Origin of the sequence: Paenirhizobium cremeum (assembly GCF_047553425.1) — a bacterium.
Lineage (GTDB): Bacteria > Pseudomonadota > Alphaproteobacteria > Rhizobiales > Rhizobiaceae > Allorhizobium > Allorhizobium cremeum.
Map to the genome: position 1 here is coordinate 674068 of NZ_CP180217.1, position 15433 is coordinate 689500.

At 63.4% G+C, this 15433-nt stretch carries 19 protein-coding genes, 1 pseudogene and 1 riboswitch; of the genes and pseudogenes, 10 read left to right on the forward strand and 10 right to left on the reverse strand.

Annotation, left to right across the window (positions count from 1 at the left end; translation table 11 throughout):
• Positions 1–7: 7 nt before the first annotated feature.
• Positions 8–931 (reverse strand): alpha/beta hydrolase family protein, encoded by a 924-nt coding sequence (locus ACLBKR_RS03180; RefSeq protein ID WP_112829111.1) that lies wholly within the window; start codon positions 929–931, stop codon positions 8–10.
• Positions 932–1161: 230 nt separating this feature from the next.
• Between ACLBKR_RS03180 and ACLBKR_RS03185 the strand changes: the two genes are divergently transcribed.
• Complete coding sequence (locus ACLBKR_RS03185; protein WP_244712028.1) at positions 1162–1731, forward strand: GNAT family N-acetyltransferase; 570 nt, start codon at positions 1162–1164, stop codon at positions 1729–1731.
• Between the two features lie 42 nt (positions 1732–1773).
• Positions 1774–2340, forward strand: coding sequence for a DJ-1/PfpI family protein (locus ACLBKR_RS03190; protein ID WP_414900610.1), 567 nt, complete (start codon positions 1774–1776; stop codon positions 2338–2340).
• On the opposite strand, the gene ACLBKR_RS03195 is transcribed toward ACLBKR_RS03190, so the two are convergent.
• The 4 genes from ACLBKR_RS03195 to ACLBKR_RS03210 all read right to left on the reverse strand — a co-directional run bounded on the left by ACLBKR_RS03195 (position 2312) and on the right by ACLBKR_RS03210 (position 4304).
• Positions 2312–2635, reverse strand: coding sequence for a hypothetical protein (locus ACLBKR_RS03195; protein WP_113439446.1), 324 nt, complete (start codon positions 2633–2635; stop codon positions 2312–2314). The two genes, ACLBKR_RS03190 and ACLBKR_RS03195, sit on opposite strands and share 29 nt — an antisense overlap.
• Before the next feature lie 6 nt (positions 2636–2641).
• On the reverse strand, positions 2642–3388 hold the full coding sequence (locus tag ACLBKR_RS03200) for a CbtA family protein (RefSeq protein WP_113457024.1): 747 nt from the start codon (positions 3386–3388) through the stop codon (positions 2642–2644).
• Between the two features lie 114 nt (positions 3389–3502).
• Positions 3503–3679, reverse strand: a complete 177-nt coding sequence (locus ACLBKR_RS03205) for a CbtB domain-containing protein (protein ID WP_112829116.1) — start codon at positions 3677–3679, stop codon at positions 3503–3505.
• Positions 3680–3795: 116 nt separating this feature from the next.
• Positions 3796–4009, reverse strand: a riboswitch (cobalamin riboswitch).
• Positions 4010–4079: 70 nt separating this feature from the next.
• Entirely contained in the window at positions 4080–4304 is a 225-nt protein-coding gene (locus ACLBKR_RS03210) for a hypothetical protein (RefSeq protein WP_112829151.1), read from the reverse strand.
• A gap of 114 nt (positions 4305–4418) precedes the next feature.
• Here ACLBKR_RS03210 and ACLBKR_RS03215 point away from each other — a divergent pair, with 114 nt between their 5' ends.
• Positions 4419–4595, forward strand: a complete 177-nt coding sequence (locus ACLBKR_RS03215; protein WP_162708245.1) for a transposase — start codon at positions 4419–4421, stop codon at positions 4593–4595.
• On the opposite strand, the gene ACLBKR_RS03220 is transcribed toward ACLBKR_RS03215, so the two are convergent.
• Positions 4592–4969: a winged helix-turn-helix transcriptional regulator gene (locus ACLBKR_RS03220; RefSeq protein ID WP_414900613.1), complete on the reverse strand. Its 378-nt coding sequence runs from the start codon at positions 4967–4969 to the stop codon at positions 4592–4594. The two genes, ACLBKR_RS03215 and ACLBKR_RS03220, sit on opposite strands and share 4 nt — an antisense overlap.
• Before the next feature lie 86 nt (positions 4970–5055).
• Between ACLBKR_RS03220 and ACLBKR_RS03225 the strand changes: the two genes are divergently transcribed.
• From ACLBKR_RS03225 to ACLBKR_RS03235, 3 genes and pseudogenes are all read left to right on the forward strand, one after another.
• Positions 5056–5676 carry an NAD(P)H-dependent oxidoreductase gene (locus ACLBKR_RS03225; RefSeq protein WP_113457023.1) on the forward strand — a complete coding sequence of 207 codons (621 nt, stop codon included), beginning with the start codon at positions 5056–5058 and terminating at the stop codon, positions 5674–5676.
• A gap of 96 nt (positions 5677–5772) precedes the next feature.
• Positions 5773–6417: an SDR family oxidoreductase gene (locus tag ACLBKR_RS03230; protein ID WP_113426155.1), complete on the forward strand. Its 645-nt coding sequence runs from the start codon at positions 5773–5775 to the stop codon at positions 6415–6417.
• 122 nt (positions 6418–6539) lie between these two features.
• A pseudogene (locus ACLBKR_RS03235) lies at positions 6540–6707 on the forward strand (SDR family NAD(P)-dependent oxidoreductase); the annotation flags it as partial.
• A gap of 85 nt (positions 6708–6792) precedes the next feature.
• On the opposite strand, the gene ACLBKR_RS03240 reads toward ACLBKR_RS03235, so the two are convergent.
• The 3 genes from ACLBKR_RS03240 to ACLBKR_RS03250 form a co-directional block, all read right to left on the reverse strand.
• The gene (locus ACLBKR_RS03240; protein ID WP_113457022.1) at positions 6793–7710 is read right to left on the reverse strand and encodes a cytochrome c; all 918 of its coding nucleotides are present in this window, start codon (positions 7708–7710) and stop codon (positions 6793–6795) included.
• A 122-nt stretch (positions 7711–7832) separates the two neighbouring features.
• Positions 7833–8276 carry a c-type cytochrome gene (locus tag ACLBKR_RS03245; protein WP_112829121.1) on the reverse strand — a complete coding sequence of 148 codons (444 nt, stop codon included), beginning with the start codon at positions 8274–8276 and terminating at the stop codon, positions 7833–7835.
• Positions 8277–8404: 128 nt separating this feature from the next.
• A complete protein-coding gene (locus tag ACLBKR_RS03250) occupies positions 8405–9067 on the reverse strand; it encodes a LysE family translocator (protein ID WP_113439450.1) in 663 nt (220 codons plus the stop codon).
• Positions 9068–9195: 128 nt separating this feature from the next.
• On the opposite strand from ACLBKR_RS03250, the gene ACLBKR_RS03255 reads away from it, so the two are divergent.
• Together ACLBKR_RS03255 and ACLBKR_RS03260 are read left to right on the forward strand one after the other, a co-directional pair.
• Complete coding sequence (locus ACLBKR_RS03255) at positions 9196–9882, forward strand: helix-turn-helix transcriptional regulator (RefSeq protein ID WP_112829153.1); 687 nt, start codon at positions 9196–9198, stop codon at positions 9880–9882.
• Between the two features lie 84 nt (positions 9883–9966).
• The gene (locus ACLBKR_RS03260) at positions 9967–11190 is read left to right on the forward strand and encodes a glycosyltransferase family 87 protein (RefSeq protein ID WP_113439451.1); all 1224 of its coding nucleotides are present in this window, start codon (positions 9967–9969) and stop codon (positions 11188–11190) included.
• Here ACLBKR_RS03260 and ACLBKR_RS03265 read toward each other — a convergent pair.
• Positions 11187–12068, reverse strand: coding sequence for a metallophosphoesterase (locus ACLBKR_RS03265; RefSeq protein WP_113340356.1), 882 nt, complete (start codon positions 12066–12068; stop codon positions 11187–11189). The two genes, ACLBKR_RS03260 and ACLBKR_RS03265, sit on opposite strands and share 4 nt — an antisense overlap.
• A gap of 240 nt (positions 12069–12308) precedes the next feature.
• Here ACLBKR_RS03265 and ACLBKR_RS03270 point away from each other — a divergent pair, with 240 nt between their 5' ends.
• Together ACLBKR_RS03270 and ACLBKR_RS03275 are read left to right on the forward strand one after the other, a co-directional pair.
• Positions 12309–13235, forward strand: coding sequence for a bestrophin family protein (locus ACLBKR_RS03270; RefSeq protein ID WP_112829154.1), 927 nt, complete (start codon positions 12309–12311; stop codon positions 13233–13235).
• A gap of 186 nt (positions 13236–13421) precedes the next feature.
• On the forward strand, positions 13422–15383 hold the full coding sequence (locus ACLBKR_RS03275; protein ID WP_113439452.1) for an EAL domain-containing protein: 1962 nt from the start codon (positions 13422–13424) through the stop codon (positions 15381–15383).
• The last annotated feature ends 50 nt before the right edge of the window (positions 15384–15433 follow it).

A 15433-nucleotide genomic window follows, 5' to 3' on the forward strand; every position in this document is an offset into this window, starting at 1 on the left:
CTCCGGATCAGGCCGATACCGAGCGGAAAAAGCCGATCGAGCGGGATATGGCGTGCGGCAGGGCGGTGGTGTGATCGCCCTCGATCCGGCTAGCCTGGATCGGAAGTCCGGCCGCCTTCGCCCGCTTTTCCATCAGTCTGGCGCCCTGGTTGAGATGCGGCTCCTTGGTGCCGTGCATCAGGTAGGTGGGACATTTGAGGCTCTGCGCATAGCAGAGCGCGGTGCGGACCTCGAACTCGTGGATATCGCTGTCGTCGAAGCGGATATCCTCCGGATAACGCCGGAAGAAACGGAAGGCATTGGGATTGCCGGAAATCGGCACGGCGGCGCGGAACCGGTTCGATGCCATGGCCGACAGCATGGCGAGCGTGCCGCCGATGCTGTGGCCGGCAAGGAACAGTCGCTCTCCGTCCACACCCGGCAGGCCGGCGAGATGCTCGCCCGCCGCCAGAACGTCGCTCACCTCGTTGTAGAAACCGGAAAAGGCGCCGGCCTGCCCGTTTTCGCCCCGGACCGTCGGCATCATCACCACATAGCCCGAGTCGATATAGGGCCTCATCAGCGTCCAGTGACCGGCGCCCATGGCATTGCCGCCATGCAGGAAAAGAACCGCCGGACGGAGCTTGTGCGAGGGCTGGTGTTTCGAAACCCACGCCGCAAGCTGCAGGTTGCCGTTGCGGCCGGATCTGTAGAAGATCCGCTCGGCATTGGCGGGTGGATCGAGCGGTTCGTATTTGTCCGGCGCCGGCCCCCTGGTCAAAAGATGGGTATGGAAGGTCTGGCGCTCCCGCGCGTAGTCGCGGCCGATCAGCGGCGGGTTGACCGGCGTGTCCATGGCGCCGGCGATTTCGGGCAGCAGCATCGCGCCGAGAAGGCCGCCGAGAACGGCCCGGCGCGAGACCGGTTTTTCGAAGCTTCTGTCAGACGTCATGACCGCGATCCGGAAGATCCAAGCCCAATCATTCTCGCGCGCTTTTCGGCAAAGGCAAGGCACGATGTCGTTATGCGCCCGCAGGAATCCTCTGTCATGGGCCCGCAGGTTTCGCCCGTTGACAATCGATTGAAATGGGTGCATTCCATGCGTCCATGATCGACGCACGCGCACTCATCTCCTGCACGTATTTTTGGGCCTACCGGTAACCGGCGGCCCGACAGATCATCTTGTCAACAGGCCGCCGTCAGGCGGCCTTGTTGTTTTCAGCAGCTTCCCCTGATGGCGGTAACCGAAAAAGGGAAGCGAACATGACTGAAGATACCGATATCACCCTCCCACGGCCCCCGGTCGTCATCATCCGCGCGGCGAAACGTCAGGACCTGCCGGCGCTCAATGAAATGATCGCGGCACTCGCCGCCCATCATGGCGACGCCTCGGCCATGACGCCGGAAAAGCTGGAGCGCGATCTCTTCGGCCCCATGCCCTGGATTTCCGCCCTTGTCGCCGATAGCGGCGAAGGCCTGATCGGCTACGCCATCCTCGTGCCGCTCTACAAGGCCCAGGAAGCCAAGCGCGGCATGGACCTGCATCACCTCTATGTCCGTGACGGCCAGCGCGGCAACGGCATCGGCCAGCATCTGGTCGCGCGTGCGAAGGAGATGGCGCGCCAGTCCGGCTGCGACTACCTTTCCGTCAGCGCCGCCACCGGCAATTTCGCGGCCCATCGCTTCTACGAGCACATGGATTTCGTTCCGCGTCCGGTGACGGGCATGCGCTACATGCAGGCCTTGTCCTGAGCATCGTTCTTAAAACAGAGACGTTTTCCGGAGGAAAACCGAATGCCCCGCATCATTGTTGCCTTGCAGAATGACTTCGCCGATTGGGAACCCGCGCTCCTGATGGCCGCCGCGCGCTACTATCTCGACTGCGAGGTGCTCACAGCCTCGCCGGATGGCAGGCCGGTGACCTCAATGGGTGGTCTGAAGGTGACGCCCGACATGAGCTTTGCCGAAATCGATCCGGCCGGTTCCGATGCGCTCATCATTCCCGGCGGCTATGCCTGGGAGAAGGGGAAGGCCTTCGATTTTTCCGAACTGGCGAAGGGCTTCCATGCGAAGGGCAGGGTTGTCGGCGGTATTTGCGCGGCTGCAAGCGCGCTCGCTGCGACCGGCGTTCTGGACGAGGTTGCCCATACCGGCAATTCGCTTGCCTCGCATAGCAGATATCCCGGCTATCGCGGCGCCGGGCGGTATATCGACCGGCCGCAGGCCGTCTCCGACGGCGGTATCGTGACGGCGCCCGGCAATTCTCCGGTGACCTTTACCGCGGAAGTGCTGAAGGCGCTCGGGCTCTGGGTGCCTGAGGCCGAGAGCGAAATCACGGCATTTTCCGCTGAACATCGCTGACGTCGGGAATATCCGAGACCGCCTCCAGCGCACGGCGAATGTCGCGGCTGGTGAGGCTGAAGGTGTTGCCTGCGGGTTTCCCGCGTTTCAGCTTGCGGTCGGCGGCCAGGAGAAAGGCCGGATGATGCCGGCCGAACCAGTCCATGCAGTCCCGAGGCAAGGGTGAGGTCTTCCCGGTCAGGCTGCGGAAGGCGAGACGGTGCACGAAACCGCGGCAGGCAGAGCCTTCATGCAGAAAGACCAGCGCATCGATATCGATGCGCCAGTCGAATTCGGGGCAGGGACCGCCTGCCATATCGGGTCAGGCTTCGAAGCGGCGGCGGAAGTGACCGCTCAAGGCGCCGAGCAACGACCAGAACAGGAGACTGGTCAGCGTTGCCACCACGACGAAACGATGCGACATCGCTTCCGGCGCAAGCGCCTGCTCGCCTTCCGGCGGCACGGGTGCGCCGATGACATGCGGCAGCGCGATCAGCACGATCGCCAGAGCCGCGGCCCATGGCCTGCGCTGGAAGAACAAGAGGGCAAGGCCGGCCGCCGTCGATGCCGCGGTGCCGATCCACCAGACTTGACGCTCGAAGAGCGGTGCGGCCGGTGTGCCCGGAAGCTCCGGATGAAGGCCGAAACCCGGCGCCAGCATGAACGCGACGAAGCCGCAAAGACCCCAGATCAGGCCGCGCCGCCAGTCGCTTTCCGTGCCGGAAATCTGCATCAGGCCGTTCAGAACCAGGGCGAAGCCGATGGCCGTCAGCACATTGGCGACGAAGGTGTAGGCATTGCGCTCGAAGCCGTCGGCGGGTGCCCAGGCATCCGCGTCGTGATGATGGTCGTCCGCCTGCGTGGCCGCGGCTGCGGTGTTGCCGTGGTCATGGCCTTCCTCGGCCGCGCCGGCGGCGTGGCTGTGACCGTCTGCGGCGCCGCCGGTCTCGAAGACCTCTGCGGCCAGGATAAGCGGGGTCGTACCGAGAAACTGCGCAAGCGTCACGGCGGTCCCGACGATCAGCCCGACCAGCACCGAAGTGAAGACGAGCGAACGAAAAACTGACATGGAATCCCCCTCAAGGCATGTCGCGCAAAAGCGCGTCGCGGTTTTGCGGCGGTGACATGCGATAAAACAAAGACTGAAAGCGCGTGGAGCGAACCTAAAAGATCGCGATGCGGCTCAGTGGCAGGGGAAGGCGTTGGCGTGACGGGCATCATGCGCGGCATTGTGCACCACCTCCATCGGCGAGAAGCCGACGAAACCGACGATGAAGAGGCCGAAGAAGACGCTGAGAAGTGCCGGCGCGAAGCGGCTGACGCTGGACGAAGCGGATGAAGTGATGGTGGTCGCGGACATGTTTCCCTCCGAACGATGACGATGATGCCCGACGATCGAAGGGTGGAAAACGGGGCGAGGGTCGGTCGGAAAGATTGTCCGGAGACCATGCCCTGTCTTCCGGACACCCCGTCCGGCAGGCGACAACAGGCGATGGCAGGTCTCCTGGCTTGCGGGTCATGACCCCTGAACTGCCTTCCCGGATTGCTCCAGTGGCCTTGTCGTTCAGGCGTTCGCCGCTCACAGTTGCGGGGGCAGCCACGAATCGAGCCCCGTCAGGGTCGTCCCTATCGTGTTCCCTATTAATCCCCGAAGCGCCGCTTCTGGGGAACCATCGCCGCCAGTATCGGGGGCATGGGCTGCCGTGTCAATCGCGAGGCATGTTTCGCCCGTGAAAAAGGGTGGGACGGTCCCGTCGTCGTCAGTGCCGGAGCGGCGGATTCTCCGACCACTTCTGCAGCGTCGTCTTGATGAGGATGAGCGCCGCCCGATGGGCGTCGTCACGCTCCCGCGGATCGACGATCGCCGAGAGTCGCTTTTCGAATGCGGTCACGGTCTCGTTGACCCAGCGATGCAGGGCCGGATCGGGATAGCTGTCGAGCAGCGAGCGCAAAGCGCTTTCCATCCGCCGTCTTTCGATGCTCATGTTGCCTCCGATCATGTGACGCGGGTCACTCTGTCCGGCGAGGCTTGCGCGATGCTGGAGTTCGCGGTGGCATGGGCCCGCTGGTTTGTGCCCGGTCGCTCGAGCCGATGCGCAATGATCGAGTATGATCGGGCGCTCTACAGGCAGCGCAACCGCATCGAGCGCATGTTTGGTCGTCTCAAGATCGACCGGGCCATTGCCACCCGCAATGACCGGCTGGCCAACGGCTTCCTCGGCCGGTCCATCTCGCCACCGCCGGATACCGGCTCAAATGTGTCCCTCGCGCCTTAGCTTGCATCGTATCGGACACGAGCGTCCCGGATGTTCTCCAGATTGCTGCTCGCCCACCTTACGAGAGCCATCACCGGTGCAAGAAGCGTTCGTCCGACCTCTGTCAATTCATAGTCCACGCGCGGTGGGATAGTGGGAAACAATGTCCGCTTCACCAAGCCGTCACGTTCCAGTCCGCGCAAGTTGATCGTCAGCATGCGTTGCGAGATGCCGTCGATCCGACGCCGCAATTCATTGAACCGGACCGGTCCATCCTTGAGCGTTGCGATGATGTAAAGCGTCCACTTGTCGCCCACGAGATCGAGGATTTCTCGAACCATCCGACAGTCGTCACCTTGGGTGGGGGCAGGAAAATCAGTGATACTGAGTGTCATCGGAGTGCCTTCTTGCGCGAGCCTTAGTGGTCATCTTAATAGTGTTGGTAACAAGAATTTACCACCCTGTCCCCATCGGAGCAACCATGGCCAACATCCTCCTCGTTATCTCGAGCCCTCGTAGCCCCGAGAGCCTGTCCACCCGCTTCGCGGCTGAGATCGCCGAAGGCTTGAAGGTTCGCCTGGGCGGCACCCTTTTCACTCGCGATCTCGCGGCCAACCCACTGCCGCATATCGCGCAGGCCTATATTCAGGGCCGCGTCGCGGCCCCCGAGGCGCGCACGCCCGCGCAGGTTAAGGCGGTCGACCTTGCCCAAGAGCTCGTCGACGAGGTGAAGGTCGCTGACGTGATCGTCCTGGGTTCGGGCATGATTAATTTCGGTCTGTCGTCGCAGTTGAAGGCCTGGTTCGATCACGTCACTTGGCCGCGCGTGACCTTTGGTTATAACGAAGCCGGCAGGCCGCAGGGATTGCTGACCGGCAAGAAGGTCTATGTCGTCACGGCCGCAGGCGGCGTCTTCTCTGAAGGCGACTGGGCCCCCTTTGATTTCCAGACCGACTATCTGCGCCACCTCCTGGGCTTCATCGGTCTGACCGAAATCGAAATCGTCCGTGTGGAAGGCACTGTCTTCGGGCCCGAGGCGGCCAAGGCCGCCATCGCCGCCACCGAAGCCCAGGTTCGCGAGGTCTTGGAAAAGGCCGCCTGACGGTGGGTCGGACGACTGCTCAGGCTGTCAGCGCAAACATGCATGTCTACAGCCAGAGCAGTTGGCCCTCAGGTCAAAAAACACGAGGAAGATGAGATGAAGATTGCTCTCTTTGGAGGGACCGGACCAACCGGAAGACACATTATCGAAGAGGCGCTCCGGCAAGGATATGAGCTGTCCGTCTACACGCGGGACGCCGGAAAGCTCGCGGCCTTCGATGGCAAGATCGAAGTCGTCGTCGGCGACCTCAACAATCGCGAAGCGATCAAGGCATGCGTGACGGGCGCAGATGCAGTCATCAGCGCGCTCGGCCCCAACAGTCTGAAATCGCGTGACAAGCGGCCGATCATGCGCGGCGTTGGCACGATCATCTCTGTCATGGAAGAGCTGAACGTCCGTCGCCTCATTCAAATCTCGACCGCCGCCTATCGTGATCCGAAGGACGGTTTCGACGTCAGGTCGCAAGCATTCGTCATGCTGTTCAAGCTGATCGTTCGCAACGCCTATGACGACATCAAGGCGACCGCTGAACTGGTGAGCAACTCACGTCTCGATTGGACGCTGGTTCGGATTCCCAACCTCAAGGACGGGTCCGCAACAGGCAAAGTGGACGTCGGCTGGTACGGCAAGACGAAGCTCGGCATGAAGCTGTCCCGCGGGAACCTTGCGAAATTCCTGGTCGATCAGGTCACGGCCGGAGAGTTCGTGCGCGCTGCGCCGGGGATAGCCGACCGAGGCTGACGGCAGATAGCTCATCAGGCTTGTTTGACGGACACGCGCGTTGCGACTGCCGCCGGCGCAGCACTCGATCCGGCATGGCGCCCGTAACTTCCCAAACCCGCATCGAGAGAGAGGATAAATCTATGCCATCCGAGGGATTTACGACGGCCGATGTGCCGGACCAGTCAGGCAAGTGCTTCATCGTCACGGGAGCCAGTACGGGCATAGGTTTCGAAGTGGCGAGCGCGCTGGCGGCGCGACGTGCACGAGTGCTGCTCGCGTGCCGTGACGAAGCGAAGGCGAGAGCCGCGACACATTTCAAAGCAGGCCCATGCTCGATCAAATCCGTCCGCACGGCCTGGTCAATGCTTGCAGTGTCTGCGTGCTAGACGGGGCTCACTTCACCGCCGGTATCGCCTTCAGGTAGGTCGCGATCGCCTCGCGGTCGTCAGCCGAAATCTCGGTCATGTTCTTCTGCACCTCGACCATGGAGCCGCCGACGCTGTCGAAGTCAGGCGTGAAGCCGGTTTCCAGATAGCCGACGATGTCGCCCTCCGACCATGTGGCGATGCTTGGCGAGCCGGGGGTGATGTTGGGGATCTTGCCTTCGCCTTCCGGGTTCGGGCCGCCGGCCAGCCAAGCGCCGGCCTTGAAGCCGCCGAGAGCGTCGCGTGGCGTATGGCACTCGCCGCAATGGCCGGGCCCCTCGACCAGATACTGGCCGCGCCTCAGCCTGTCGTCGGGACCGGCAAAGGTGACCCGCGGCGCATCGCTGAAATAGAGGAATTTCCAGCCGCCCAGCACGAGGCGGACGTTGAACGGGAAAGGCAGCTCATGCGCCGGCGCGACCGCTTCGCTGGCCGGCAGGGTCTTCAGGAAGCCGAAGAGGTCGTTGACGTCCTTCGGCGTCATGCGGGCGTAGGAACCATAGGGAAAGGACGGGTAGAGATGCTCGCCGTTTCGGCCGACGCCGCGCGTCATCGCATCGCCGAATTCGGCGAGCGTCCAGCCGCCGATGCCCGCGGTGGCGCTGCTGGAGATATTGGGCGCGTGGAAGGTGCCGAACGGGCTCTTCAGCGGCGCGCCGCCGGAAAGAACGAGCCGCGCATCCCCTTCCGCCCCGGGTGCCGCGTGACAGCTCGTGCAGCCGCCGGCGAAGAAGATCTCGCGCCCGTTGGCAAGGTCCGGCTCGCCGAGATTGGTCCACCGCGCAGGGTCCTGCCGCTTGGGCGCGGTGATGTAGACGAAGGCGGCGGCTCCCGCCGCGCCGAGCGCAATCAGGATGCCCAGTCCCTTCAGCCATTTCGATGCCATAGCACCCTCCGCATTTCGCGGCCCGCCGTTGGTGGCGCGCCTGTCATGAATTGTCTCGAAAGGCGGGCAGAGGGCGCCGGCCCGCTGGCGCGGGGCCCGGACGCCGCCAACCCGCCAGACGCTTATTTCTTCAGGCGGTAGGTCTGATGACAGTCGCCGCAGGTGCCGCCAACGGCCTTCATCACGGCGCCCACTCCGGCCTGGTCGGTCGGCATGGCGGCGAGCTGGGCGTCGGCCGCCGTTGCGAGCGCTGCCGACTTGGCCTTGAAGTCATCCATGTTTTCCCAGATCTTCGGGCTGGCTTCGGTGTCGAGGCCGACTTCCGAACCGGCGGGGAAATGGTCGGGGAACGCCTTGGCCACTTCCGACATGGTGGTGAGCGAAGCCTTCACGACCTCCGCGTCGAACGGCTTTTCACCCTTGGCGATGGCGCCGATGGCGCCCATTGCGCCGCCGACCTTCTTCATCATCTCCTGCCGTACGACCTGCGGTTCGTCGGCGGCGATCGCAGCGCTCATTCCGAGCCCGGCGACGACGGCGGCGGCCATGACAAGTTTCAGCTTCATCGATTTCTCCATTGATATCGGGGCCGGACGCGCCGGCGGTTCTGGGGCGGGCGGATGATTGCAAAATTCGCAAGGCGGAATGAAGTCACATTCCGGTGATTCCGGGAAATATGTCAAAGATTTGATTTTTATCCAGAAATATCCCCGGAAACCTGTCGGTCCGACATCAGGCCGTGGGCCAGCGTGAATGCGGCGGCAACGATCAGCAAGGCTCCGGCGGCGCGTCCGATCCAGATCGTCATCGCCGGCTGTCCGGCCAGGGCGTGGCGGGCACGGTCGCCCGCCAGCGCCACCGCGCCGTAGACCAGGCCCTGCACCGCCATCGTCATCAGCCCCAGCACGAGCCCCTGCGCAAGGATCGGCCCATAGGTGGGTTTCAGGAATTGCGGATAGACGGCGATGACGAAGAGATAGGCCTTCGGGTTGAGCAGGCAGGTCGTCATCGCCCGCCGGAAGGTGGCGGCGAGCGTCGACCGCCCCGTTCCGTCGACCGTGCCGATGGTGATCGCGCTCTTTGCCAGAGAAAGGCCGATCCACATCATGTAGAGCGCGCCGGCGACGACGAGGGGCAGGAAGAGGCGCGGCGCATAGGCGACGAGAATGCCGGTGCCGAGCGTGCCGTAGAGCGTATGCACCGCGCCGCCCGTCATCATGCCGGCGGTCGCCGTGAGGCCCGCCTTGCGCCCTCCGGCGAGCGAACTTGCCAGAACGAAGATCATATCCATGCCCGGCACGATGATGATGCCGAAGATCAGCAGAAGAAAAAGCCAGAGTGCCTGTGCGTAGTCCATGTCAGTATCTCCAGGGAAGGGAACCTGCCGAAAACGGATTTTCCTCCGTTTCCAGACGCTTGGGGTTTCCTTAAGGAGAGCCAACTGACATCATTGTGTCAGTTGGCTTCGGCAAGGACTTCAGAAAAATGCGAAAGGCCTCGCGTCTCTTCGAGATCATCCAGATCCTGCGGCTCGCCCGGCATGCGGTCACGGCGGCAGAGATCGCCGAGCGGCTGGAGGTGACGCCGCGCTCGATCTACCGGGATATCGTCGCGCTGCAGGCCATGCGCGTGCCGATCGAGGGCGAACGCGGGCTGGGCTATATCCTGCGGCCTGGCTTCGATCTGCCGCCGCTGATGTTGACCGTCGAGGAAACGGAGGCGATCGTGCTTGGCCTGGCGCTTCTGGAGCGGACCGGCGATACCGGGCTGAAGACGGCGGCGCGCGCCGTCAACGACAAGATCGCCGCCGCCGTGCCGGAGCCGTTGCGGCGAAGCCTCCAGGCGCCGGTGCTCAGGGCCTGGGGCAGCGTTGCCGCCGAACCGCCGGCGCTCGATCTTGCCGAGGTTCGCGGCGCGATCCGGGACGAACGGTCGCTCGACATCGTCTATCGCGATGCCGAGGGCCGGCTGACGGAGCGCCGCGTGAGGCCGATCGCGCTCGTCTATTATTCTGACGTCGTCAATCTCGTCGGCTGGTGCGAACTGCGCGCGGCGATCCGCAATTTTCGGGCGGACCGCGTCGTCGGCTGCTCGCCGGCCGAGGCGTTCTTCCGGGGTGAGGGTGACGCGCTGAGGCGCCGCTGGAGCGAGGGATGGGCCGTGGCGGGATGACGTCTTTTTGAGTGCCGTTCGCCGGATTTCGTGCTTTCTTAACGGCGAGATCCTAACGTGACGCATCCAAACGGGGAGCTGGGCATGATGACGTCGGAGGCGCAGACGACGTGGCGGGAGGCAGGGCGGCACTGGCCGCTCGCGGCGGTGATTTCGCTTGCCGGGCTGGTGCTCCTCGCCCTGCTGCTGGGCATTGGCGTCGGTCTCGTCGATCCCTCTGCCGATGTCTTTGCCGGGCGCAACCATGCGAATATCTGGCTGGGGTCCTCGCTGCTCTTGTCCGGCGATGCGATGGAACTCTTTCGTGGGCAGGAGATCTATTCCTCCCATGTCCTTTCGGTGTTCGGGCTGGAAGCCGGCTGGCAGTACTGGAGCTATCTGCCCCATGCGCTGCCGATATTCGCGCCCTTTTCCCTGCTGCCCTATCTGCCTTCGGCGCTGGTCTTTCTCCTGTCGACACTCGCGCTTTACGGTCACGCCGTCAGCCTGCAGGACCGTGACTTTCCGGCATTTTCCGCCATCCTGCTGCTGCCCTTCCTGCTGGCCAACATCCTGGCGGCGGACAGCGGCTTTCTCACCGCTGCGCTGATGCTTTACGGCCTTGGCCTGCGCGGCAGCCATCCGGTGCTCGCGGGCATTGCCATCGGCGTCCTCACCATCAAGCCGCAGCTCGGCCTGCTCCTGCCGATCCTGCTGATCTTCGAGGGCAACTGGCGCACCTTCCTGGCCGCGCTGGCCATCGCGCTCGTTATGGTGGCGCTGTCGCTTGCGATCGTCGGGATCAACGGCTGGATCGGCTATGCCACCTTCAACGCGCCCTATCAGATCTATCTGATGAACAATCTCGGCGGCTTCTTTCCCAATCTGGTGCCCTCGGTCTTCGGCTCCATGCGCAGCCTGGGTTTTCCTGCGGATGTCGCCCGGCTGATCCATCTGCCGGTGGCGTTGGCCGCCATCGCCGCCTTCATCTGGAGCCTGATGCGGCTTGAAGCGCCGCTTGCCCGATCCCGCAGCCTTCTCTATGCCACCTTCCTGATTTCTCCCTACACGCAGAGCCATGACCTGGGAGCGCTTGCCGCCCTGGCCGCGCTCGCGGTTCGGCCGGAACCGTCGCTTCCCGGCGGTCTTGCCGTGCTGCGCGTCGTGTTCTCGGCGCTGGCGACCTTCGTGCCGCTGGTAACCCTGCTGCTCGGATTGAAGGGAATGCCGCTCGCGCCGCTGGTGCTGGTATTCGCCTATGGCGTGACGCTCGCCACGGACAGGATTGTCGAAAGCCGCGCCACCCGGCCTGAGCCGCAGATGAATTAGCCGATGGCAGCCTGAAGCCCCGCCACAGGCGATAGGGGCAGCAACCGGTTCTCCTCCCGGCCGAAGCCGTGGATTTCCAGCCGGTCGCCGAACAGTTCGACCACAGAGAACGCATTTTCGTCCGGCGTGTCGACCATGCCTTTCATGTTGACGAAATGCGTGCCGTTGAGGGCGCCGTAGTTGCCGGCATGATTGTGGCCGCAGAAATAGGCGGCAGCGGCGGGCGAGCCCGCAATCAGCCCCGCCACGTCTTCCGCTCCCCACAGATTGTGGTCGCTGGCGGGAAAGAGCGGATAGTGCCCCATCACGATGGCGGTTTCGCCGGCCGCTGCCGCAAGCTTCAACCGCTCGTCCAGCCAGGCGATCTGGTCGTTGCCCATGCCGGCATTCCATGTCTGGGCGTTCTTGGCCCCTGCCGCCTGCAGGGCGGCAAGCCGGGCTTCGGCCGCCTGCCGGCGCGGATCGCCCGGCGGTGGCGCAAACAGCGAAATCTCGTTGCCGTCGGTCAGGATCACGCGCACGCCCTTGCAGACGAAATCATGGTAGGGCGCGGGCATGCCGAGCTTGCCGTGAATCTCGGCAAGCCGCTCGGGCGCGACGGAGAAATCGTGATTCCCCGGCAGGAAAAACGCCCGGTGGCGAAGGCCGCCATAGACGTCCAGAGCCTTGTCGAAATTCTCGAAACCCCGGTCGATCACATCGCCGAGCGTGACCACGAAATCGAGGTCCTCGGCATTCAGTCGGGCGATTGCCGCCTCGAGTTTGTCGAGGCTTTTCGCGTAGTGGCGGTTGAGCGCCATGTTGGGCTCGATGGGCGCATATTGCGGATCGGCGATCAGGCCGAAGCGGAGACGGGGGAGGAGATTGTCGGAGGGCATATTCGGACACGTCATGAGAACCAGGGGCGGGCATAGGCCGCCGACGTGACAGTCGTGTGACATTGTCGCGCGCCATCGGTTCCCGCGTTTGCCCCCACGGTCTCTCGCCTGCCGTCGCTAACGCGCCTTCCTTGCCGGCAGTCCATATGATTTCCGGTGGACGATGGCGCAAAATTCCCTATGAAGGCACCAGACGCATTTCAGGCCCGGCTCGGCCTCGGGCAAAGAGGTTCATCGTCCATGATCGTCCGCGACCGTCCCGGCCTCGTCTCGCTCTTCTTCATCCTGCGCGGTTCGGTTCTGCCGATGATCTTCCCGCAGGTGCTGTTCGTTCTGGCGCTGTCGACGCTGGTGGTCCTGGCCCATCGTTTCATGCCGGAGCAGGTTCCCGGTTTCAACAGCGCGCCGTTGGCGCTGGTCGGCATCGCCCTGTCGGTGTTTCTCGGCTTCCGCAACAATGCCTGCTACGACCGCTGGTGGGAGGCGCGCAAGGACTGGGGGTTGCTGGTGATCGCCGCCCGAAGCCTCGCCCGGCAATCCCTGATCCTCGATGGCCGGGCGATCGACGGAGAGCCGGCTCCCCGTCGCCGCCTGCTCCAGCTCGCGATCGCCTTTTCCTATGCGCTGCTCATCCATTTGCGGCCGGGCGGAGATCACGGCCGCATTCTCCTGCGCCTGCCGAAGGAACGACATGTCGCCTTTCTCGAAAGCCGCAACCGGCCGGATTTTCTCCTGCGCGAGATGGGGGCGCTCACGGCGCGGCTGAAGGCCGCCGGCGCACTGAGCGACATCGAGTATTCGGTGCTGGAAGGCAGCATCCGCGACATGTCTTCGGTGCTTTCGGCCTGCGAGCGCATCCGTTTCACGCCGGTGCCCTTCGGCTATACGCTGCTTCTGCATCGCACGGCCTACATCTTCTGCTTCCTCCTGCCCTTCGGCTTCGCCGATGCGCTCGGTTGGCTGACGCCCTTCGCGACGGCGCTTGTCGCCTACACCTTCTTCGGCCTCGATGCCCTGGGCAACGAGCTGGAAGAGCCCTTCGGCGACCTTCCCAACGATCTGCCGATCGGTGCCATCGCCGAAACCATCGAGATCAATCTGCGCGAGGCGCTGGGCGAACGTGACCTGCCGCCGCTGCCGGAGCCGAAGAATTTCATCCTGATGTAATGCGGGTTTCGCCGTATTCGCTGTCGGACAGGCGTTTCTAGAAGTCCTGACGTTTATTGTTTTTCAACGGGTTGCTGCTAAACCGGATCGTGTCTGGAAGATCCGATGCGATCAATGCTGGCATGAAGGCTGGGCCGGACGTCTTGCGCCTTCAAACAAGCAGATCAAGCATTGGCCGACAGAAAAATGACAACATCGGACAACAGCCGGAACTCCCGTTACGCGAATTCCCGTTACGCGGATGACAGCGAAGGCAAAGCGGCTGCCCTTCCTGCGGCCTCGATGCGCGAGGAGATGGCGGCAGCCTTCCGCCCCATCATCCGCGGCTTCCTCATTCCCTCCGCCATCTATTACGGGCTCATCACGCTCTTCCATTTTATCGGGCAGGACAGCGAGCATTTCCGGGCGCTGGGCGTGCTTTCCTTCGTCACCAGCGTCATAAGCCTTTACTTTCATCAGAAATGGCTGGTGCGCGACGGCGGCTATCTGCGGCTCGAAATCACCAATCTGGTGATGAACCTGCTGATCTATCTCAACACCGTCTCGGCGCTGCTGATGGATTTCGTTCCCGCCAAGCTCGTCTATTTCGTGCTGGCGACCCTCCTCTTTGCGACATCCGGCATCAGCGTGCGGGTCATCCTCTTTTCGTCCGTCCTGTCCGTCGGAACCATGCTCTGGTTCGCCGGCCGCGGCGGGCCGGATGTGTTCTTGAGCTATGCCCTGATCGGTCTCGCCGGCACGTTTGCCGCCCTCGGCATGGCGCTCTTGATGCGCGACGCCATTCTCCGCTCGGTAAGGGCGAGGGTTGTCGCCGACCGGCTGAGGGAGCGCGCCGAGCAGCAGGCCGATTTCGACGCCCTGACCGGCCTGCCAAACCGGCGCCATTTCTTCTCTGTCCTCGAAAGCCATATGTCCGGTCCGGCGCATTCGGGAACCCCGGTCCATGTGGGAATCATCGATCTCGATGGCTTCAAACCGGTCAACGACCTGCACGGGCATGCGATCGGAGACGAATTGCTGTCGGAGGTCGGGCGGCGCATCCATCTCGCATGCCCGTCCGGCTATGTGGTCGCCCGCCTTGGCGGAGACGAGTTCGCGGTGGCTATCCCCAGGACGCTGACCCTTGACGGATTGCATTCGCTCGGCCGCGATATCTGCGATGCGCTGCGCAAGCCTTTCGTGATCTCCGGGATCGGCGTTTCCATCTCCGGCTCGATCGGTTTTGCCCATTATCCCACCAATGGCGAAACGGTTCGCCAGATCTACGAGCGTGCCGATCATGCGCTGGCTTGCGCCAAGCGCGACAATCGCGGCGGCGTGGTGATCTTCTCCGCCGATCATGAGGCGGAGATGAACGATCTCGGACGCATCGACCAGACATTGCGCGGCAGCGATCTTGTCCGCGAGCTCTTCGTGCTCTTTCAGCCGCAATACGACCTGATGCGCGAGCGGATCGTCGGTTTCGAGGCGCTCGCCCGGTGGGAGAGCGAAAAGCTCGGCAATGTCAGCCCCGGTCTGTTCATTGCCGCGGCCGAGCGTTCCGGCCTGATCGAGCGCATGACCAGCATCCTTTTGAAAAAGTCGCTCGATGCCGCCGTGCAATGGCCGGAGGCTCTCAGGCTTTCCTTCAATCTTTCCGCCGTCGATCTCGTTTCGCCACGCTCCATCGCCAATATTGCCCGCATCGTGCGGGAAAGCGGCATCGCGCCGGGAAGGCTGACTTTCGAGATTACCGAGACCTCGATGACGACGGATTTCGAGCGTGCGCGCGTTTCGCTCGGCGTTCTTGCCGGCATGGGCTGTCATATCGCTCTCGACGATTTCGGCTCCGGCTATTCGAGCTTTGCCTATATCCACCGCTTTCCCCTGCACCGGATCAAGATGGACCGCTGCTTCGTCGCCGGGCTGAAGGAAGATGAGGCCGTCAGCCGCAACATCATTCGCGCGATCGCCGATCTGGCCGCCAATCTCGGGGTCGAATGCCTGGCGGAGGGCGTGGAGACGGAAGCCGAACTGCGGGCCGTCCAGGCGGCCGGCATCCGCTACGTTCAGGGTTATTTCTACGGCCGCCCGATGGCGCAGGCCGACATCGCCGAGCGTCTGGCCGCACAGCAGAATGCCGGACCGTTGCAGGAGGCGGCGTCGTAAGCCGAGGTCGCGCTCTGCATTTTAGAGCCTCTCCGGCGAAAACGAGGTCG